General features: G+C 58.4%; 20 protein-coding genes, 1 tRNA gene and 1 riboswitch. Of the genes, 11 read left to right on the top strand and 10 right to left on the bottom strand.

The features are described from left to right. Window positions 1-535: 535 nt before the first annotated feature. Window positions 536-611: transfer RNA gene (locus BUB72_RS14070), tRNA-Lys, on the bottom strand. A gap of 107 nt (window positions 612-718) precedes the next feature. Between BUB72_RS14070 and dapF the strand changes: the two genes are divergently transcribed. From dapF to BUB72_RS14040, 6 genes are read left to right on the top strand one after another with little or no spacing between them, the layout of a single operon-like run. Continuing rightward, window positions 719-1,555, top strand: coding sequence for a diaminopimelate epimerase (dapF, locus tag BUB72_RS14065; RefSeq protein WP_073144919.1), 837 nt, complete (start codon window positions 719-721; stop codon window positions 1,553-1,555). After that, the gene (gene mtaB / locus BUB72_RS14060) at window positions 1,552-2,784 is read left to right on the top strand and encodes a tRNA (N(6)-L-threonylcarbamoyladenosine(37)-C(2))-methylthiotransferase MtaB (protein WP_073144916.1); all 1,233 of its coding nucleotides are present in this window, start codon (window positions 1,552-1,554) and stop codon (window positions 2,782-2,784) included. Before dapF ends, mtaB begins: the two co-directional genes overlap by 4 nt. Beyond that, the gene (locus BUB72_RS14055; RefSeq protein WP_073144913.1) at window positions 2,781-3,446 is read left to right on the top strand and encodes a glutathione S-transferase; all 666 of its coding nucleotides are present in this window, start codon (window positions 2,781-2,783) and stop codon (window positions 3,444-3,446) included. Before mtaB ends, BUB72_RS14055 begins: the two co-directional genes overlap by 4 nt. A gap of 19 nt (window positions 3,447-3,465) precedes the next feature. Further along, on the top strand, window positions 3,466-4,098 hold the full coding sequence (locus tag BUB72_RS14050; RefSeq protein WP_073144912.1) for an FMN-binding negative transcriptional regulator: 633 nt from the start codon (window positions 3,466-3,468) through the stop codon (window positions 4,096-4,098). Then, window positions 4,095-4,709 (top strand): glutathione S-transferase, encoded by a 615-nt coding sequence (locus BUB72_RS14045; protein WP_073144910.1) that lies wholly within the window; start codon window positions 4,095-4,097, stop codon window positions 4,707-4,709. Before BUB72_RS14050 ends, BUB72_RS14045 begins: the two co-directional genes overlap by 4 nt. Before the next feature lie 3 nt (window positions 4,710-4,712). Further along, the gene (locus BUB72_RS14040; RefSeq protein ID WP_073144908.1) at window positions 4,713-5,132 is read left to right on the top strand and encodes a GNAT family N-acetyltransferase; all 420 of its coding nucleotides are present in this window, start codon (window positions 4,713-4,715) and stop codon (window positions 5,130-5,132) included. On the opposite strand, the gene BUB72_RS14035 is transcribed toward BUB72_RS14040, so the two are convergent. Then, on the bottom strand, window positions 5,129-5,695 hold the full coding sequence (locus BUB72_RS14035) for a hypothetical protein (RefSeq protein ID WP_245814859.1): 567 nt from the start codon (window positions 5,693-5,695) through the stop codon (window positions 5,129-5,131). The genes BUB72_RS14040 and BUB72_RS14035 overlap by 4 nt on opposite strands. 63 nt (window positions 5,696-5,758) lie before the next feature. After that, window positions 5,759-6,217, bottom strand: coding sequence for a tRNA (cytidine(34)-2'-O)-methyltransferase (locus tag BUB72_RS14030; protein ID WP_073144906.1), 459 nt, complete (start codon window positions 6,215-6,217; stop codon window positions 5,759-5,761). Window positions 6,218-6,354: 137 nt separating this feature from the next. Between BUB72_RS14030 and petA the strand changes: the two genes are divergently transcribed. From petA to BUB72_RS14010, 4 genes are all read left to right on the top strand, one after another. Further along, on the top strand, window positions 6,355-6,918 hold the full coding sequence (gene petA / locus BUB72_RS14025; RefSeq protein WP_073144904.1) for a ubiquinol-cytochrome c reductase iron-sulfur subunit: 564 nt from the start codon (window positions 6,355-6,357) through the stop codon (window positions 6,916-6,918). A 13-nt stretch (window positions 6,919-6,931) separates the two neighbouring features. Further along, on the top strand, window positions 6,932-8,269 hold the full coding sequence (petB, locus tag BUB72_RS14020; RefSeq protein WP_073144894.1) for a cytochrome b: 1,338 nt from the start codon (window positions 6,932-6,934) through the stop codon (window positions 8,267-8,269). Between the two features lie 13 nt (window positions 8,270-8,282). Continuing rightward, complete coding sequence (locus BUB72_RS14015; protein WP_073144893.1) at window positions 8,283-9,089, top strand: cytochrome c1; 807 nt, start codon at window positions 8,283-8,285, stop codon at window positions 9,087-9,089. Between the two features lie 141 nt (window positions 9,090-9,230). Continuing rightward, a complete protein-coding gene (locus BUB72_RS14010) occupies window positions 9,231-9,680 on the top strand; it encodes a CreA family protein (protein WP_073144891.1) in 450 nt (149 codons plus the stop codon). 1 nt (window position 9,681) lies between these two features. On the opposite strand, the gene BUB72_RS14005 is transcribed toward BUB72_RS14010, so the two are convergent. The 3 genes from BUB72_RS14005 to BUB72_RS13995 are packed head-to-tail and all read right to left on the bottom strand — an operon-like array spanning window position 9,682 to window position 12,870. Next, the gene (locus BUB72_RS14005; RefSeq protein ID WP_073144889.1) at window positions 9,682-10,377 is read right to left on the bottom strand and encodes a thiamine ABC transporter ATP-binding protein; all 696 of its coding nucleotides are present in this window, start codon (window positions 10,375-10,377) and stop codon (window positions 9,682-9,684) included. Beyond that, window positions 10,364-11,911 carry a thiamine/thiamine pyrophosphate ABC transporter permease ThiP gene (locus BUB72_RS14000; RefSeq protein WP_073144965.1) on the bottom strand — a complete coding sequence of 516 codons (1,548 nt, stop codon included), beginning with the start codon at window positions 11,909-11,911 and terminating at the stop codon, window positions 10,364-10,366. Before BUB72_RS14000 ends, BUB72_RS14005 begins: the two co-directional genes overlap by 14 nt. Further along, window positions 11,887-12,870 (bottom strand): thiamine ABC transporter substrate-binding protein, encoded by a 984-nt coding sequence (locus BUB72_RS13995; protein WP_073144887.1) that lies wholly within the window; start codon window positions 12,868-12,870, stop codon window positions 11,887-11,889. Before BUB72_RS13995 ends, BUB72_RS14000 begins: the two co-directional genes overlap by 25 nt. Window positions 12,871-12,906: 36 nt before the next feature. Further along, a riboswitch (TPP riboswitch) is annotated at window positions 12,907-13,006 on the bottom strand. Window positions 13,007-13,098: 92 nt separating this feature from the next. Between BUB72_RS13995 and aroC the strand changes: the two genes are divergently transcribed. After that, on the top strand, window positions 13,099-14,193 hold the full coding sequence (aroC, locus tag BUB72_RS13990; RefSeq protein WP_073144885.1) for a chorismate synthase: 1,095 nt from the start codon (window positions 13,099-13,101) through the stop codon (window positions 14,191-14,193). Here aroC and BUB72_RS13985 read toward each other — a convergent pair. From BUB72_RS13985 to ade, 4 genes are all read right to left on the bottom strand, one after another. After that, the gene (locus BUB72_RS13985; RefSeq protein WP_073144883.1) at window positions 14,190-15,059 is read right to left on the bottom strand and encodes a DMT family transporter; all 870 of its coding nucleotides are present in this window, start codon (window positions 15,057-15,059) and stop codon (window positions 14,190-14,192) included. The genes aroC and BUB72_RS13985 overlap by 4 nt on opposite strands. Window positions 15,060-15,159: 100 nt before the next feature. Next, entirely contained in the window at window positions 15,160-15,450 is a 291-nt protein-coding gene (locus tag BUB72_RS13980) for an HU family DNA-binding protein (protein WP_073144880.1), read from the bottom strand. A 133-nt stretch (window positions 15,451-15,583) separates the two neighbouring features. Then, window positions 15,584-17,068 (bottom strand): AMP nucleosidase, encoded by a 1,485-nt coding sequence (locus tag BUB72_RS13975; RefSeq protein ID WP_073144878.1) that lies wholly within the window; start codon window positions 17,066-17,068, stop codon window positions 15,584-15,586. Then, window positions 17,065-18,867 carry an adenine deaminase gene (gene ade, locus BUB72_RS13970; protein WP_073144963.1) on the bottom strand — a complete coding sequence of 601 codons (1,803 nt, stop codon included), beginning with the start codon at window positions 18,865-18,867 and terminating at the stop codon, window positions 17,065-17,067. Before ade ends, BUB72_RS13975 begins: the two co-directional genes overlap by 4 nt. Between the last annotated feature and the right edge of the window lie 96 nt (window positions 18,868-18,963).

Genomic DNA, 18,963 nt, shown 5'->3' with positions numbered 1-18,963 from the left:
AATCCGTTTTGTTGAAAGCCTATTTGGCTTGGCTGCCTGACAGAAGGACGCCATAAGTCCATAACACAAACCAGTCAAATTAATGCAACAGACCCGCCGGAACAGTATCAACGTTGGGGTCGATCAGTGGGGGTTCACACCAGTGTCGCTGGAACAGATCAGGGCGCGCTCTACGACCCTACCAGAGAATTGCACTGGTCAGATGTCGAATATGTCGAAGAATCGGTTTGACGTGGAAGCGTTTGGCCTCGATCCTGTCATGTCGTTATAAACTCGACTAGGCGCTCCTTCGATTACCAGTTCTTCACTAAAAGAATACTTTGGATTCTGAAATTCGGCCCGAAAGCGGGCGTTTTTAAGTACAGAAAACTTGGTCGAACCGCGTTCTTTTGGAGAAACTCTCAATCCCTTAGAAGCATCGCGCCTCACAATCAAAGGTGCAGTTTGTGATTGTGGAAGGTGTAAGTGACGTTTGTGGCAGAAACCCTGCTAATTTTGGGCGACTCTCGTGACGCCTGACAGTTATTGAAAAAAGTGGTGAGCCCTGATGGGTTCGAACCATCGACCTACTGATTAAAAGTCAGTTGCTCTACCAACTGAGCTAAGGGCCCACTGAGGGTGCTATCTAGAAAGGTCGCCCCATGGGGTCAACCCCCAAATCCACGTGAATCTGCACCATGTCTTCCATTGTGTCCGCGCGAGGGTTATATCGCGGCTCATGCAACACGCAGATGCCTCCCTCGGCCTGCCCTTCATGAAAATGCACGGGCTGGGCAATGACTTCGTGGTTATTGACCAACGGGGTAACGACGCACATGTGTCAGAAGCCCTCGCCCGCGCCCTTGGTGACCGGCATCGCGGTGTCGGATTCGATCAGCTTGCGGTTCTAAATGACGTGGCGGGCGCCGATATCGGCCTGACTTTCTTCAATTCCGACGGGTCCACCGCGGGCGCATGTGGCAACGCCACGCGCTGTGTGGCGCGATTCGAAATGGCGCGGCGGGAGATCACGTCTCTCACCCTCAAAACCGAACGCGGGTTGTTGAGTGCCGAAGACGCAGGGAACGATCTAACACGCGTGAATATGGGGGCACCTCTGCTAGACTGGCGAGACGTGCCGCTTGCTCGCGAAATGGATACGTTGGAGTTACCAATCGACGGCAATCCTACCGCGACTGGAATGGGTAACCCGCATTGCACATTCTTCGTGGAGGACGCCGAGTTGGTCGACCTACCCAGTTTTGGCGCGGCACATGAACATCACCCTCTGTTTCCAGAGCGGACCAATGTGCAAGTCGCCCACTTGATCGGTAAAAACCATTTGCGCATGCGCGTTTGGGAACGCGGTGTCGGTGTAACCTTGGCCTCGGGCTCATCCTCCTGCGCCACCGCCGTCGCTGCAGCGCGTCGCGGGCTCACAGGTCACCAAGTGCGCATCGATCTTGACGGCGGGCGCATCGATATCGATTGGCGCGACGATGGCGTCTGGATGACCGGCCCCACAGCGCACGTGTTCTCAGGCCACCTGACGCCCGAATTTCTGGCCGCACTATGAAGCCGCCGATATTCTCGACCCATGGCTGTCGCCTTAACGCCTACGAGACCGAGGCCATGCGCGACCTGACACAAGGTCAGGACAACCTGGTCGTGGTGAACACCTGCGCGGTGACTGCCGAGGCCGTGCGCAAAGCCCGCCAAGACATCCGGAAGCTGCGCCGAGAGAACCCCGATGCACGCCTTGTGGTCACCGGCTGCGCCGCGCAAACCGAGCCGGAAACATTCTCTAACATGGCCGAAGTCGACAATGTCATCGGCAACACCGAGAAGATGAATCGCGCCACGTGGGGCTTCCTGCCTGACACCGAGAAAGTGCAGGTCGACGACATCATGAGCGTCGAGGAAACCGCCGGTCACCTGATCGACGGCTTCGGCACCCGTGCGCGGGCCTATGTGCAGGTGCAAAACGGCTGCGACCACCGCTGCACCTTTTGCATCATCCCCTACGGTCGCGGCAACTCCCGCTCCGTTCCCGCGGGCGTGGTCGTTGACCAAATCAAGCGCCTCGTGGACAAAGGCTACAACGAGGTGGTGCTGACCGGCGTCGACCTCACCTCGTGGGGTGCGGATCTGCCTGCCACGCCGCAGCTTGGCGATCTGGTGCTGCGCATCCTCAAGCTGGTCCCTGACCTGCCGCGCCTGCGCATCTCCTCCATCGACAGCATCGAGGTCGATCCTTCCCTCATGCAGGCCATCGCAACCGAGCCACGTCTGATGCCTCACTTGCATCTCAGCTTGCAAGCTGGCGACGACATGATCCTGAAACGCATGAAGCGCCGCCACCTGCGCGACGACGCGATCCGGTTCTGCGAAGACGCGCGCAAACTTCGCCCGGACATGACCTATGGTGCCGACATAATTGCAGGCTTCCCGACAGAAACCGATGACATGTTCGAAAACTCGCTGAAACTGGTCGAAGACTGCGACCTGACATGGCTGCACGTCTTCCCATACTCGGCAAGGCAGGGAACGCCCGCCGCCAAAATGCCCGCCGTCAACGGCAAGGACATTAAAGCTCGTGCCGCGCGTTTGCGCACGGCTGGCGAGGCGCAGGTCCAAGCGCACCTCGCCTCCCGCGTCGGTCACACTCATAACATCCTCATGGAAAACCCGCGCATGGGTAGAACCGAGCAATTCACCGAAACTCTGTTCGACACTGACCAACCCGTAGGCCAGATCATCCCCGCTCGTATCGTCGGGACCAAGGGCACCCGGCTACGCGCATGAGTCTTCATCTTGGCGAAAATATTCCCGCCGGAGGCACCCCAATTCTCTACAGCTTCCGCCGTTGCCCCTATGCGATGCGGGCGCGTCTCGCTATTCACGCGGCTGGATTGACCATGCAACACCGCGAAATAGTGCTGCGAGATAAAGCCCCCGAGTTTCTGGAAGCCTCTCCGAAAGGCACTGTGCCAGTTGTCATAGCATCTGATGGGGTGATCGAAGAGAGCCTCGACATTATGCTATGGGCGCTTGATCATAACGACCCCGAAGAATGGCTACAAAACCGCGAAAACAGTCTCGCGCTGATCGCGCAGAATGACGGGCCCTTCAAGACTGCTCTGGATCGCTACAAATACGCGAACCGGCACGACAACGATCCCGAAACCTGGCGTACGCTCGGAGCGAGCACTTTAGAGAAGTACGACTCTATTCTGGCCCAAAAGCCGTATTTTCTTGGCAAACAGCCTTGTCTCGCGGACATGGCAATCTTCCCGTTTATTCGACAGTTCGCCAACACCGATCGCGCTTGGTTTGACGCGCAATCATGGCCGCATTTGCACAGGTGGTTGGATACACATCTCACCTCCGACCGCTTCGCCGCAATCATGGTGAAATACCCCAAATGGCAGGCTGGTGATCCGCCAACCCTTGCGCCCTTGGCCTAACCCCGCCAAGGATAGCATCATGCATCCCAATCCCGCCTTTCGCCACGAGACAGCTAGCCGAAATATCGGCTTCGTCCGCGAGCGCGGGTTTGGCACTTTGGCCATAAATGGAGAGGACGGCCCACTCACAGCACATATCCCGATCCTGTTGAACGAAAGCGGCACGCAGGCAGAGCTACACCTTGTCCGCTCCAACCCCATCGCCCGCGCGTGCAAGGAATCGGTACACGCGGTGTTCACTGTAACTGGTCCGGACAGCTATATCTCGCCAGACTGGTACGGCGTCGAGGATCAGGTCCCGACGTGGAACTACGTCGCCATTCGCATCACGGGTACCCTACGCCCCTTGCCGCAAGATCAGCTGCACCCGTTGCTAAACCGCCTTTCCGCACATTTTGAGGCGCATCTCCTCCCAAAAGCCCCATGGACTACCGACAAGATGTCCGATGGTGTTCTTGAACGGATGATGCGTCAGATCCAGCCGTTCCACTTTGAAGTCGCCAAAATCGATGGCACGTGGAAGCTAGGCCAGAACAAACCAGAAGACGCCCGATTAACTGCCGCTGACCATGTCGCGGGATACGGTATCGGGCAGGAAACACAAATACTCTCCGCACTTATGCGCGGAGCCAAACCGGAGACCTCCAAATGAAGCTATTTTCAAGCCCGACATCCCCCTATGTGCGCAAGGTGCTCGTCCTTTTGCGTGAAACCGGCCAGCTGGACGACGTTGAAATGGTGCCAGCTGGTGGCACACCCATCGATCCGGGCACGATGCCGCGTGATCTGAACCCGTTGGGAAAAATTCCGGCACTGGCGCTTGATAGCGGCCAGCCCATTTATGACAGCCGCGTCATTTGCCGCTTCTTCGACGCGCGTGCCAAGGCGGGTCTTTACGGCTCTGGTGACGCGACATGGCAGCTGCAAACGCTTGAAGCCACCGCCGACGGTATCCTCGATGCGGCAATCTTGATGGTCTACGAAGCCCGCGTGCGTCCTGCAGACAAGCAGTTTGCGGATTGGGTCGAAGGCCAGTGGCGCAAAATCAACACGGCACTCGATGCGCTTGAGGCGTCATGGATGGAGCCCCTAACGGCCGAGGGATTGAACATCGGTCAAATCGCTGTCGCCTGCGCGCTCCCTTATCTTGATTTCCGCCACGCTGACCGTGATTGGCGCAAGGGCCGCCCCAATTTGACCGCTTGGGAGGCCGAGTTTGCCAAACGGGACAGCATGATCGCAACTGTTCCACCGGCTGGCTAATATATGGCCCAGATTGACCGCACAGACGACATTGCCACCTGCCTTCACATCAGGCGGGTGGTTTTTATCGAAGGCCAAGATGTGCCTGAGGCCGAGGAGATAGATGGCAAAGACCCCGAATGCATCCACTACCTTGCTACCGTGGACGGCACCCCCGCCGCTACGGCGCGGGTTAAATCGCTTGGTCCCAAGGCAAAAATCCAGCGTGTCGCAGTTCTAGACACGCATCGCGGAACCGGTTTGGGGGCGGAGCTGATGCAATTCATCCTGACCGACCTGCGCGCAGATTTCGACGAGGTGGTCTTGGGATCGCAAACTCACGCCATCGGGTTTTACGAAAAGCTGGGGTTTGAGGTTTTCGGGCCAGTATTCAACGACGCTGGAATTCCTCACCGTGATATGGCCCGCTCACTAAAAGACTAATTAGAATGACGCTTCATCATAGCATCATGCACCGACGCCATTCCGCGCGCGGCAAGATCACTGACCTCTGCCGCATGGGTTTGCAGAGCTTCCACCATTTTCGGGTCATCCGACGTCTGCGTCACGATTAATCCATTATCCGTCGGCTCGATGTCGGTGGTTATCCGCTCCGGGTGGTCAAACAAGTAGTCCAAGGTCGGGCTTTGGATCGGGATGTGCGGATTGCGGCTTTCGTCAACACGGGCGATCATCCCGACAGCATGATTGACCAACGCTTCCAAAAGTTCAGGGTCGTCGGTTTCAGTGACTGTCCTGATCCCGTTGGGCAGGTTCTCCACCGTTCGTTCCAGAGATGTGTGCTCTGTGAACAGTGCGCGTAGCTCTTCCACTTCCTCGGGTGTCGTGTCCTCACCATTCAGCATGGGCATTCGGACTTCGTCGTGGCCTTGGCCGCCGTTGTGGTGACCGGACATCATACCGTGCTGAGCAACCGCACCGCCCCACATCAAAATGCCCGCTGCTGCAACGACAGTGAACCCACACAGAATGTAGCGCTTTTTCATGTGAACCCCTCACGATTGACCGCGTTAACGCGAACCTAAGCAACTAAACGGACAAAACAACCTTTAGGCAAGATCTCGCAACTGCCGATGCGCCTCCGCTATCGCAATTGCTGCGGAAATCGCCACGTTCAGGCTCCGCCCGCCACCGGGCATGGCTATTTTCACCCGCCCATCAGCGGCCTCGTGAACGTGATCCGGCACCCCGGCACTTTCGCGCCCCACTAGCAGGCAATCTCCATGTTGAAATTCGAAATCCCATAAATCAGTCGCGCCTTTGGTGGTCAAAAGCACCAGACGTCCCGGTTTTGCCGCCTCGAAGGCGTCCCAGCTGTTATGATGGTGAAGTTCAGCTTTTTCGCCGTAATCCAACGCACGCGTTCTCAACAATTTTAGCGAAAACGGGAATCCACAGGGCTCGATAACGTGGATCGGGGCGTCGAAGCAGACGCCCAAGCGCACCAGTGACCCCAAATTCGGGGCCAAATCGGGCTCAAACGCTGCAATTTGGACATAGTGCGACAAATGGCTTCCCTTACAGTACGTTCATGGGTGGACGTGGAGGTACCTTAGAATATATCTAGCCCCGATATCCTGCGCCCTCGGTGCGGATTCTTCAATTTTACCGGCCGCACAAGCGGTCCGACAAGGGAGAAGTTCTCGTGTCCCACGCAGACGACCACAGCGGCGCAACCCGTCGCGACTTCCTGTACTACGCAACAGCGGGTGCAGGCGCAGTGACTACAGGGGCCGCCGTCTGGCCCTTGGTCAATCAAATGAACCCCTCCGCTGACGTGCAGGCTCTGGCCTCTATCGACGTTGATATCTCCGGCATCGAGCCAGGTACTCAACTGACCGTCAAATGGTTGGGTAAGCCGGTTTTCATCCGCCGCCGCACCGCGGACGAGATCGAAGCCGCCCGCGCTGTCGCGCTGTCGGATTTGCCTGACACCGGCGCAGAGAACAACAACCTTGGTCCAGAGGCAGATGCCGAAGACCAAAACCGCACACTCGACGAAGATGGCGAGTGGCTGGTGATGATCGGCGTTTGTACGCACCTTGGCTGCGTGCCTTTGGGCGACGCCGGCGACTTTGGCGGCTGGTTCTGCCCCTGCCACGGATCGCACTACGACACAGCTGGCCGTATCCGCAAAGGCCCTGCGCCGCGCAACATGCTGGTGCCTGTCTCTCAATTCACGTCGGAAGACGTGCTGAAACTCGGTTAAGGGAGAAACGATTATGGCTGGTATCCCACACGACCATTATGAGCCGAAATCCGGTGGCGAGAAGTGGCTTCACACGCGCCTGCCGATTGTCGGCTTGCTCTATGACACCCTGATGATCCCAACTCCAAAGAACCTGAACTGGATGTGGATCTGGGGCATCGTCCTGACATTCTGTCTGGTTCTGCAAATCATCACCGGCATCGTGCTGGCGATGCACTATACCCCGCATGTCGATCTGGCCTTCGCCTCGGTCGAGCACATTACACGCAATGTAAACGGCGGCTACATGCTCCGGTATCTGCACGCCAACGGCGCATCGCTGTTCTTTGTGGCCGTATACGCCCACATCTTCCGCGGCCTGTACTACGGCTCCTACAAGGCCCCACGTGAAATCACGTGGATCATCGGCATGATCATCTATCTTGCCATGATGGGCACCGCCTTTATGGGCTACGTGCTGCCATGGGGTCAGATGTCCTTCTGGGGCGCGACTGTTATCACCGGCCTGTTTGGCGCCATCCCGGGCGTTGGCGAAATGCTGCAAACGTGGCTGCTCGGCGGGCCTGCTGTGGACAATGCCACGCTGAACCGCTTCTTCTCGCTGCACTATCTTTTGCCCTTCGTGATCGCCGGCCTTGTCGCCGTTCACATCTGGGCGTTCCACACCACGGGCAACAACAACCCGACCGGTGTTGAGGTGCGTCGCACATCCAAAGAAGACGCCGCGAAAGACACCGTTCCGTTCTGGCCTTACTTCGTGATGAAGGACCTGTTCGCGCTTGGCGTTATCATGATCGTCTTCTGGGCAATCGTGGGCTTCATGCCGAACTTCCTTGGCCACCCCGATAACTACATCGAGGCCAATGCGCTCGCCACGCCTGCGCACATCGTGCCGGAATGGTACTTCCTGCCCTTCTACGCCATTTTGCGGGCCTTTACCGCTGATGTGTGGGTCGTGCAGCTTGTGTCCTTCGTAACCGGTGGCATCGTTGACGCTAAGTTCTTCGGTGTGGCTGCCATGTTCGGCTCCATCGCCGTTATGGCGCTGGCACCTTGGCTGGACACGTCGTCGGTTCGTTCGGGCCGTTACCGTCCAATGTTCAAATGGTGGTTTGCGCTGCTGGTTGTCGACTTCTTCGTCCTGATGTGGGTCGGCGCACGTGACACCGAGTTCCCGCATGACTGGATCTCGCTGATCGCGTCGGCATACTGGTTTGGCTATTTCTTGGTCATCCTGCCGCTGCTGGGCGTTATCGAGAAGCCGCTGGCCCGTCCGGCGACAATCGAAGAAGACTTCGACGCGCATTATCCCGCCAAAGGCTCCGACGCTGTCGCGAAGCCTGCAGAGTAAGAGGAAGATACCGATGCTCAAAAAACTCTCACTCGCAACAGTCTCGGCTGTGGCTCTCGCTTCCGGCGCTTTTGCAGCTGGTGACGCGGGCCACACCCACGATGTGGATTTCTCCTACGAGGGGCCGTTTGGCACCTTCGATCAAAACCAGCTTCAACGTGGTCTGAAAATCTACACAGAGGTGTGCTCGTCCTGTCACGGCCTGAAATTCGTGCCTATGCGCACGCTGGCAGATGAAGGCGGCCCTGCGCTGCCCGAAGACCAGATGAAAGCTTACGCAAAGGCGTTCCCGATCAACGACGAGCTGTCAAACCCGCAACTCTTCGACAAAACGACCGAAGAGTATCGCACCTTGCTTCCGACGGACAATTTTCCGGCGCTTTACTCTGCCAATGCACCTGACCTGTCCTTGATGGCGAAGGCACGCGCTGGTTTCCACGGCCCATTGGGTACCGGGATCAACCAACTCGTGAACGGTATCGGCGGCGCTGAGTACATCGCGTCGATCCTCACCGGATATACCGGTGAAGAAAAAGAAGAAGCCGGCACCACGTTCTACGAAAACACCGCCTTCCCGGGCGGCTGGATCGCTATGGCGCCACCGCTCTACGGCGAGGATGTCGAATTTGCCGACGGTCACTCTAACGAGTTACACCACGAAGCAGAAGACGTCGCGGCCTTCCTGCGCTGGACGGCAGAGCCACATCAAGACGCCCGCAAGCGCACAGGCTTCATCGCTGTGTTCTTCTTGGTTATCCTGACCGTGTTGCTCTACCTGACCAACAAACGCATCTGGGCGCCGATCAAGCGTAAAGACTAAGCACTTTCGCTATTGATTTTAAAAGGCGCGTCCCTCGGGGCGCGCCTTTTTCTATGTGCGACACGAAAGGTGTTGTGAACCGGGTGCAGCGGCACCATCTTCATCACAAGCGACTAATGCCATAGAAACCGGAGCAAGCCGATGAAACATCTACTGACCGCAATCCTGTGCTGCCTACCTTTCACGCTTGCCGCTGAGGAAGTAGGTCGCGTCGGGGTGGACTGGGTCGGCAACGACATCATCATCGAAGCCATTCCCGATCCCGACGTAGAGGGCGTGACCTGTCACATCGCCTATTTCGACCGCAGCCTGATCGACCGCCTGTCCAACGGCAACTGGTTCGAGGACCCCTCCAACGCGTCCATCGACTGCCGCCAGACGGGGCCGATCACGATTGGTGATATTGACCGGTCCGACGACGGTGAAACCGTGTTTCGCGAAGGAAGGTCAGTCATCTTCAAGTCCCTGCGCCTGTCGCGCATCTACGACGAGGAGAATCAGGTTCTTATCTATCTGGCGCATGGCAACGAGCTAACCCAAGGCTCGGCAAAAATGTCGATCTCGACTGTGCCGCTCTATCAAGCGCAATAAGTCAGCCGCCAAGATAGGCCCGCAACACGTCCGGCGGGGCGTCTAGAAACGGTCCTGTCGGAACAGGCGCATGGGCAATCCCATCGGCCACCAGAATCGTGCTCCCGTTCAACTGCCGCGCGTCTTTGGGGTCATGGGTCACCATCAGTACCGTTAACCCACGCTCCTCAGCGATTTCCACCATCAGGGCCAGCATCTCGACCCGCAACGCGGGACCAAGGGCCGCAAAAGGCTCGTCCAATACCATCACGGGCTTGTCGCGCAACAGGACCCGCGCCAGCGCCACACGGCTTTGCTGTCCGCCGGACAGGGCCGCAGGCTTGCGCGCCTCGAAGCCGTTAAGTCCCACTCGCGCCAAGGCCTCCGCAACGCGGGTATGCTCTTGCGCCGTCAGTTTCAGACTGGGCTTCACCCCAAGCCCCACATTCTGCGCCACAGTCAAATGTGGAAACAAGTTGCTGTCCTGAAACACCATCGCCAACGGGCGATCGGCAGGCGTGGCTTTCGTGATGTCGGCGCCCTCCCACAAAATGCGCCCGCTGGTGACAGGCACAAACCCCGCCAGCGCCGACAACAACGTCGACTTGCCCGCCCCCGACGGCCCGATCACCGACACTTTCGCGCCCACAGGCACCGAAAAATCCGCGCTCAGCGAGAAGTCCCCCTGCACGATCTCCACCTTGTCAAACGTCAGCATCCACGCGACCTCCTCGATCGAAAAGCCAGAACAGGGTCAGACTCAGCACCAGCAGCACCAGTGCTGCGGCGAATGCCTGCTCCATCCGGTAGGCCGTCATCAGGTTATACAATGCCAACGGCAAGGTCGCGCGGCTGGGGTCGGCGAACAGCGTGATGACGCCAAGATCCCCCATCGACAACGCCGCAGCCAATCCCGCGCCAAAGCCCAAAGGGCGGCGCAAGCGAGGCAGCACCACGATCCTCAGCCGCGTCCACCCCGACAGTCCCAGTGAAGTTGCCAAACGCCCGTAATCTTCCTCCACCTGCCGCAATGCGGGCGACAAGGCGCGCAAGGTAAACGGTAGGCTCATCGCCGCGTTCACGACGATTGTAACTGGCAAGGCGAGCAAAACAGGGTCTATCCAGCGGTAAGTCAGGATGAACAGCCCCGTGCCGATCACCAAAGGCGACGCCGCTACGGACAGATACCCGACAGCCTCCACCCCGCGTCCCCATTTCATCGCCAGCAGCGCCAAGGCCAGCGCCATGAGCACCGTCAACGCCGCAGAACTCACCGCGACCCACACCGACCGCCAAGCGGCGCCCAAGATGCTCGGCGACAAATCAGGCAATCCCGGCAAGCCCTTCGCTACGATCATCGCCAGTGGCGTAATGAGGAACAACGCCACGACAGCAATCGCAAACCCGTCCAATACCTTGGACCCATCGTTGCGCGGCACCACGCGGTCCAGCCCCGCGCCTTGTCCCGAAGGAACGGAAACCGTCAGAGACACCAAAGCCAGTACCGCGCAGATGGCGAACTGCACCAACCCCAGCAATGCCGCTTTGCCAAGGTCGAAGTCAAACCGGAACGCTTGGTAAATCGCCAGCTCAATCGTCGTCGCTTTCGGACCGCCGCCCAAGGCCAACGCGACCGCAAAACTCGTGGTGCAGATCAGGAAAATCACCATGACAACACCAGGCAAAACCTCCCGCAGCATCGGGCGTTCCAGATGCCTTTCGATGTCACGTGAGGTGAAGCCAAGCGACTGTGCCAAGCGGAACCGCTCCGCCGGAATGGATAGCCAGCCTTGCAAGATCAGCCGCGTCGCCAGAGGCAGGTTGAAGAACACATGCGCGAGGATGACGCCATGCCATCCGTAAATCGAAACAGGCTCTAATCCTGCCCAAACTAAGGTATCCGAGACAATTCCGCTACGCCCGTAAACCGCCAGCAATCCCAGCACCGCGACGATCACGGGCAAGATAAACGGCGCGCCCAGAATGGTCAGCAGCGCCCCCCGCCCCCAAAACTGACGCCGCGCCAACGCGCGGGCTACAGGGATCGCGCAGACCGCGCTTAGCACAGCAGACACTGCCGCTTGCCACAACGTGAACCATACCGCAGACCAGTCATTTCGGGATAGTGCCGACACCTCTTCCGCCCGCCACGCAACCGCGCCGAGCGTGCCAAGGGTCAGCACCAATAGCAGGGCGACAACCGCCGCCCCGCCAAGGGTGGACAGGCTTACTGGCTGAACGCGCTCAGCCATTCGTCCAGCGCGGCATCGCGCAATTCAGCGGCTTCATCTTCTGAGTAGAACAGCGCCGTCGCAGGCATATCCAATTTCTTGAACCCGTCCGGCAGCTTGTCCGCATCCAGTTTCGCGGGGAAGGACCAGTTGGCAGTCGGGATCATCGTCTGGAATGTCTCTGACAGTACAAAGTCCATGAAGTCCTGCGCCAGTTCCGGCTGCTTAGAGCCTTTAACCTGTGCCGCCAGTTCCGTCATGAAATAATGGCCGTCGTCAAAAATCGCCGCCCGCTTGGTCTCGTCCTCTTCCGCGATGATGTGGTAGGCAGGCGACGTCGTGTAGCTCAGCACCATGTCGGCCTCGCCGTCGGTGAACATGCCGTAACTTTCCGACCAGCCTTTGGTCACGGTCAAAGTCTTGCGCGCCAGCTTGTTAAACGCCTCTTGGCTGTCATCGCCATAGACCGCCTTCACCCACAGCATCAACGCCAAGCCAGAGATCGAGCTACGCGGGTCCTGCAACACAACCTTGGCGTCCTCATCCGCCAAAAAAGCGTCAAACGTCGTCGGCGCATCAGCCATTTTCTCGGTGTTGTAGATGAACGCCGTATGCCCCCAGTTGAACGGCAGGAACACGTTATCCGTCCATTCGATCGGCAGGGTCAAATCGCTGGTATCCTGCCCATGAGGCAGGAATAGACCCGTTTCACGCGCCTTCTTGGTGACATCGGTGTTCAGCCCGATCACCACATCCGCCTTGGTCCGCTCGCCTTCCAAAAGCAGGCGCGGCAGCACATCGCCCGCCACGTATTTCACGTCGCAAGCACACGTCTCTTCAAACGCCGCTTCGATCTTCGGGCCGGGGCCCCATTCGCTGGTAAAGTAATCAGGCGCGTAGATCGTCAAAACGGGCTTGTCCTCGGCAAATGCCGTGGTGCCCAATGCAATCAGTCCTACGCTCAGAAGGGTCTTTTTCATCTCATTCCTCCAAAACGACGGACGGAGTGGGGGAGTGAGAGCATCTCAAACCTTCCCTCCGCCGGTCTTAACCGGTTCAGGTTCAACGGGTCAGCTTGCGCTATCTCAGCCAGTGATGGCCCCCCGAGGTATCGTGATATCTAAGCCCCATCCCCCACATCGGCAAGGCGAAAGGTCTTGAGGGTGACGCAGGGCCTCGCTAGACCTCTTTCAAAAGGGAGACGCCCCATGTCGATGAACAGCTTTGGCCATCTTTTCCGCGTGACCACCTGGGGCGAAAGCCACGGGCCGGCGCTTGGCGCGACCGTCGACGGCTGCCCCCCCGGCGTTCCTTTGACGGCGGAGATGATCCAAGTCTGGCTCGACAAGCGCAAACCCGGTCAGAATAAATACACCACCCAGCGCCGCGAAGCGGACGAGGTGCGCATCCTGTCCGGCGTGTTCGAGGGCGTCACGACTGGCACGCCGATCCAGTTGATGATCGAGAACACTGACCAACGCTCCAAGGATTATGGCGATATCGTCGAAAAATTCCGCCCCGGCCATGCTGACATCACCTACTGGACCAAATACGGCATCCGCGATTATCGCGGCGGCGGGCGGTCCTCTGCCCGCGAAACCGCGGCGCGTGTGGCGGCAGGTGGCGTGGCGCGGGAAGCGATCAAGATGCTGGCCCCCAACCTGAAGATCACCGGATTCATGGTGCAGATGGGCGAGCATAAGGCCGACAAGCGCGATATGGACCAGATCGACCAGAACCCGTTCTGGGTGCCTGACGCCGACGCCGCCGCGACTTGGGCTGACTATCTGGATGGGCTGCGCAAATCCGGCAGCTCGGTTGGTGCTATGATCGAGGTCGTCGCCCAACATGCCCCCGCAGGGCTTGGCGCACCCGTTTATGCCAAATTAGACACTGATTTGTCCGCTGCAATGATGTCGATCAACGCGGTCAAAGGTGTGGAAATCGGCGCAGGGATGCAAGCCGCCATGCTCACCGGCGAGGCCAACGCGGACGAGATCAGCATGGGGCCTGATGGCCCTGTCTTCAGTTCAAACCACGCAGGCGGCATTTTGGGCGGCATTTCCACGGGGCAGGACATCGTCGTGCGCTTCGCAGTGAAGCCCACCAGCTCCATCCTGACCGCGCGCAAGACCATCACCAAATCGGGCGAGAACACCGAGATTATTACCAAAGGCCGCCATGACCCTTGTGTCGGCATCCGCGCCGTTCCGGTGGGCGAAGCGATGATGGCCTGCGTGATCCTTGACCACATGCTGTTGCACCGTGGCCAGATCGGCTCGAACCAAGGCAAAATTGGCTAAATTATCTTTTGCTTCGCCAGTTGCACCGCAAGGATGCCACCGGCGATAATCAACACGCCGATCAGGTCGGTCATGCCGATGCTCTCGCCAAGCAGCACAGCCGCGATCCCGACACCAAAGACGGGGTTGAGGAAGTGGAAGGTTGACGCTTTCACTGCCCCGACGCGGCCTACCAGCATGAACCAGACCCATGTCGCCAAAAGCCCGGGCACCAACGTTGTGTAAACGAAGGCCGCGATCCATGTCGGGCTCAGGGTCACATCCCATGTCTCCAACGGCACCGCGACGGCAAACAGGCAGGCCGATCCGACCAGCATTTGCAGCCCGACGATCATCAACACGTTCCCGCCTGATGCGGCACCTTTCACCGACAAGGTCGCAAAGGTCAGCGCCATGGCCCCGATCAAGCAGAACACGACGCCCAAAACATCGACGCCGCCACTGATCCGGCTGCCCATGATCAGCACAACGCCCGCGATCCCCGCGACTAATCCGATCATGCCTATCAATGGCACGCGGTCCTTGAACACAAGCCATCCCACCAATGCCACCAGCAGTGGCATGGTCGATGCAATGATCGCCGCAAGCGACGCCTCGATCCATTGCATGGCGACGAAGTTCAGACCCAAATACAGCGCATTCTGGCAAATCCCAAAAATCCACGTCGCCCGCCATTGCGCACGGGTCAACTTCCACGTTTGCCCCAGCATCTTGGCAATCAAAATGCCAAGCAATCCCGAAATCAAAAACCGCAAACTCAGCGAATAGAGCGGCGGGGCATCTGCCACGATAATCCGCGCCGAGGTGAAGGCGCTGGACCACATCAGGGCAAAGGCCAGCCCCATCAAAATCGCTCTAAAATCCACGCCGAAATCCTTGCCTGTTTCGCGGCACTTTCACGCGATTAGGCGCAAAAGAAAAGGGCCGCCCGAAGGCGACCCCTAAATCTGAAACCGTAGCTGGCGATTAGCCGTTTACGCTGTCTTTCAGAGCTTTCGCGATAGTCATTTTGACCACCTTGTCAGCGTCTTTAGAAATTTGCTCGCCAGTGGCGGGGTTGCGAACCATACGTGCCGGACGTTCGCGGCAGTAGATTTTGCCAACGCCGGGCAGGGTCACTGCGCCACCGCCAGATACTTCGCGGGTGATGATTGCGATCAGACCGTCCAAGGAAGCAGCTGCGCCCTTCTTGTCGGTGCCTGCTTCTTCAGCCAATGCTGCGACCAATTGTGTTTTGGTCATAGGTTTCGTTGCCATGAGCTCTGCTCCCTCTCTATTGCCCCACCTTTGGGGTGTTATCGCGAGAACCTAACTGAATATTGAGGGGTCGCACAACAATTAGTGTGCAAAAACCCCTTCTTTTTCACGTTTTTTCGCAGTTTACCTAGGGTCAAAGGAACGCAGTTTCCGCAAAACTGCGTAATTTCCGCGAATGGAGCCGCTCTAACGGCATTTCTCGCAGATGCTCCATCGCGCGAATTCCGATCAAAAGGTGTCGCGAAACCTGCGTTTTATAGAAGTCAGAGGCCATGCCGGGCAGCTTCAACTCCCCATGCAGCGGCTTGTCGGACACACATAGCAACGTCCCATAGGGCACGCGAAACCGGAACCCGTTGGCAGCAATCGTCGCGCTCTCCATATCCAACGCAATCGCGCGGGACTGGCTTAACCGCTGAACCGGACCGGACTGGTCGCGCAACTCCCAGTTACGATTATCAATCGTCGCCACCGTCCCCGTCCGCATGATCCGCTTCAAATCGAACCCTTCAAATTGCGTAATCTCGGCCACGCTCTTCTCCAAGGCGATCTGGATCTCCGCCAGCGCCGGAATTGGCACCCAAACAGGCAGGTCATCGTCCAGCACGTGATCCTCGCGCAGATAGGCATGCGCCAGCACGAAATCACCCAGACTTTGAGAGTTCCGTAAGCCCGCGCAATGCCCCACCATCAACCACGCATGTGGGCGCAATACCGCGATATGATCCGTCGCTGTTTTGGCATTAGACGGCCCGACCCCGATATTCACCAAAGTGATGCCAGAGCCATGCTTGCGCTTCAGATGATAGGTCGGCATCTGCGGCGTTTTCTCGGTCGTAGGAATGACTCCATCGGCCTCTGTCAGCACGTGGTTCCCCGTGCTCACGAAAGCCGTGTACCCGCTGTCGGGGTCGGCCAACATCTGTCGCGCGTAGGCTTCGAACTCCTCAACGTAGAATTGGTAGTTCGTGAACAAAACGTGGTTCTGGAAATGCTCCGCCGCCGTCGCCGTATAATGCGACAAGCGCGCCAGTGAATAGTCGATGCGCTGCGCCGTAAAGGGTGCCAGCGGCGCGGGAAAATCCGCCATCTCTTTGAGCGTGCCGTTCACAATATCATCATTGGTCGTCGCCAAATCTGGCACGTCGAACACATCACGCAAAGTGAAATCCATCGCCCCGTCTTGCGGCACCGTCAGGTCGGTCGCGTTCGCCACGGCGAAGTGCATCGGCATCGGGGTCGTAGACACGCCGATTTCCACCGAAACCCCGTGATTGTCGACCAACAGTTGAATCTGTTGTTCCAGATAATATTGAAACAGGTCTGGTCGTGTCACAGTGGTCGAATAGACTCCGGGCTTGGCAACGTGGCCAAAGCTCAAACGGCTGTCAATCTTGGCGAAGCTCTGCGTCGTGATCGTGATTTCCGGATAAAAAGCGCGGTAGCGTTCGGCGGGCGGATTGCCCTCAAGGCTGTCGCGAAACCGTTCGATCAGGAAAGAGGCCGCCTTCTCATATAGCTCACACAAGCGTTGAACTGCGGCCTTCGGGTCGCTGAAAAGTTCCGCGGGCGGGGTATCAGGCGTGCGAATGGGTAGATTGGCATCGGTGCCGTTCATTGAGTTTCCTCTATCAATTCTGTCAGTTCAAATTTGGTCACGTCCACCAACCCCAAATCGGATATCCGAAGCGATGGAATGACCACGAGCGCAAGCAACGAATGCTGCATATACGCGTTGTTCAATGTGCAGCCGCAGGCCTGCATGGCAGCGACCATTTTGTCGGCCTTGGCGGCAACTTCCTTGGCGGGGCGGTCAGACATAAGCCCGGCAATCGGCAGTTCGACCAAGGCCAGTTCTTCGCCGTCTTTCCAGACGGTGACCCCGCCGCCGACCTCCGCCAAGCGGTTCGCCGCCAGCGCCATCTGCGCGCGGTCGGTGCCGACGACGATCATGTGGTGGCTGTCATGCGCCACGGTCGACGCCATCGCCATCTTGCCCTCATACCCGAAGCCTTCAACCAATGCGTTGACCACCTCGCCGGTGCCTCGGTGCCGTTCGACCAAAGCAATTTGGCAAACAGCATCTTCAGGCTTTAATAGACCCTGTTTCACCACTATCGTGCGTTTCAGGGCTTCCGTTGGCGCTTGGTTTTCGACCACACCAATCACCTTGGCCGTGACGGTCTTCGCCCCGTCAGGTGCCCTAATCTCGAAGTCAGCCGTGCTTAATTCACGCCCCAAATGCACCGTCTGCCGCACATCCTCCGGCCAGTCCAGATGCGGGCAGGTCACGGAAATCTCGCCCCCCTCCGCCACGGTCCGCCCCTGCGCGATCACCCGCTCAATCGGCAACTCCCGCAGGTCAGACGTCACAATCAAATCAGCCCGCCGCCCCGGCGCGATGGAGCCCAATTCCCGCTCCACCCCGAAATGTGTTGCGGTGTTGATCGTCGCCATCTGCAACGCCACCAGCGGATCGCAGCCGCATTCAATCGCATGACGCACAACGCGATTCATATGCCCGTCATTCATCAAGGTGCCGGAATGGCAATCATCCGTGCACAAGATGAAATTCCGCGAATCCAGACCCTTTTTCGTCACCGCCGTGATCTGCGTCTCCACGTCATACCACGCGCTGCCCAGACGCATCATCGACCGCATCCCCTGCCGCACCCGCGCAATCGCGTCCGCCTCGCAGGTGCCTTCATGATCATCCGCAGGGCCACCCGCCGCATAAGCATGAAAGTCAGGCCCCAAATCAGGCGAGGCATAATGCCCGCCCACAGTTTTCCCCGCATTCTGCGTCGCCGCGATCTCTGCCAACATCTGCTGGCTGCCATTCACTACGCCAGGGAAGTTCATCATCTCTCCAAGCCCGATAATCCCCGGCCATGTCATCGCCTCGGCCACGTCATCGGGGCCAATCTCATACCCCGTGGTTTCCAAACCGGGCGCGGAGGGCGCGCAGCTTGGCATCTGCGTATAGATCGAAATGGGCTGGATCAGAGCCTCATCATGCATAAGCTTCACACCCCGAAGCCCTAGCACATTGGCAATCTCGTGCGGGTCGGTGAACATCGTCGTGGTGCCATGCGGGATCACCGCGCTGGCAAACTCCGCAGGGGTCAGCATCCCCGATTCAATATGCATATGCCCGTCGCACAGCCCCGGAATCAGGTAGCGCCCGCCCAACTCAATCACATCTGTATCCGGCCCGATGCAATGCGTGGCATCCGGCCCGACATAGGCGAACCGCCCGGCGCTGATGGCAACCTGCCAGCCGTCCAGCACCTCCCGCGTATGCACGTTCACGACTTTCCCGCCACGCAGAACCATATCCGCAGGCGCACGACCAGCCGCAACGGCAACCAAGGTTGCAGCGCTGTCGGCCCATGATTTGAGGGGTTGGTGTTCCATGTTCCAATTGTCCAGACTTTGCCCACGGGTGCAAGTCGCAAAATCGCTAGTCATATCGCGCCCAAAATGCCTTACTTGCCCAAAGTGAAAGGAGCA

This window comes from Litoreibacter ascidiaceicola, assembly GCF_900129235.1.
In the GTDB taxonomy this organism is placed as follows: Bacteria; Pseudomonadota; Alphaproteobacteria; order Rhodobacterales; family Rhodobacteraceae; genus Litoreibacter; species Litoreibacter ascidiaceicola.
The sequence above is the reverse complement of the archived record's forward strand: the minus strand, read 5'-3'. Positions and strand labels throughout refer to the sequence as shown.

Excerpts from the sequence above, each read along its gene's own strand:
- dapF (WP_073144919.1), top strand. The coding sequence starts at position 719 with ATGCAACACGCAGATGCCTCCCTCGGCCTGCCCTTCATGAAAATGCAC.
- mtaB (WP_073144916.1), top strand. The coding sequence starts at position 1,552 with ATGAAGCCGCCGATATTCTCGACCCATGGCTGTCGCCTTAACGCCTAC.
- BUB72_RS14055 (WP_073144913.1), top strand. The coding sequence starts at position 2,781 with ATGAGTCTTCATCTTGGCGAAAATATTCCCGCCGGAGGCACCCCAATT.
- BUB72_RS14050 (WP_073144912.1), top strand. The coding sequence starts at position 3,466 with ATGCATCCCAATCCCGCCTTTCGCCACGAGACAGCTAGCCGAAATATC.
- BUB72_RS14045 (WP_073144910.1), top strand. The coding sequence starts at position 4,095 with ATGAAGCTATTTTCAAGCCCGACATCCCCCTATGTGCGCAAGGTGCTC.
- BUB72_RS14040 (WP_073144908.1), top strand. The coding sequence starts at position 4,713 with ATGGCCCAGATTGACCGCACAGACGACATTGCCACCTGCCTTCACATC.
- BUB72_RS14035 (WP_245814859.1), bottom strand. The coding sequence starts at position 5,695 with ATGAAAAAGCGCTACATTCTGTGTGGGTTCACTGTCGTTGCAGCAGCG.
- petB (WP_073144894.1), top strand. The coding sequence starts at position 6,932 with ATGGCTGGTATCCCACACGACCATTATGAGCCGAAATCCGGTGGCGAG.
- BUB72_RS14015 (WP_073144893.1), top strand. The coding sequence starts at position 8,283 with ATGCTCAAAAAACTCTCACTCGCAACAGTCTCGGCTGTGGCTCTCGCT.
- BUB72_RS14010 (WP_073144891.1), top strand. The coding sequence starts at position 9,231 with ATGAAACATCTACTGACCGCAATCCTGTGCTGCCTACCTTTCACGCTT.
- BUB72_RS14005 (WP_073144889.1), bottom strand. The coding sequence starts at position 10,377 with ATGCTGACGTTTGACAAGGTGGAGATCGTGCAGGGGGACTTCTCGCTG.
- BUB72_RS14000 (WP_073144965.1), bottom strand. The coding sequence starts at position 11,911 with ATGGCTGAGCGCGTTCAGCCAGTAAGCCTGTCCACCCTTGGCGGGGCG.
- BUB72_RS13995 (WP_073144887.1), bottom strand. The coding sequence starts at position 12,870 with ATGAAAAAGACCCTTCTGAGCGTAGGACTGATTGCATTGGGCACCACG.
- aroC (WP_073144885.1), top strand. The coding sequence starts at position 13,099 with ATGTCGATGAACAGCTTTGGCCATCTTTTCCGCGTGACCACCTGGGGC.
- BUB72_RS13980 (WP_073144880.1), bottom strand. The coding sequence starts at position 15,450 with ATGGCAACGAAACCTATGACCAAAACACAATTGGTCGCAGCATTGGCT.
- BUB72_RS13975 (WP_073144878.1), bottom strand. The coding sequence starts at position 17,068 with ATGAACGGCACCGATGCCAATCTACCCATTCGCACGCCTGATACCCCG.
- ade (WP_073144963.1), bottom strand. The coding sequence starts at position 18,867 with ATGGAACACCAACCCCTCAAATCATGGGCCGACAGCGCTGCAACCTTG.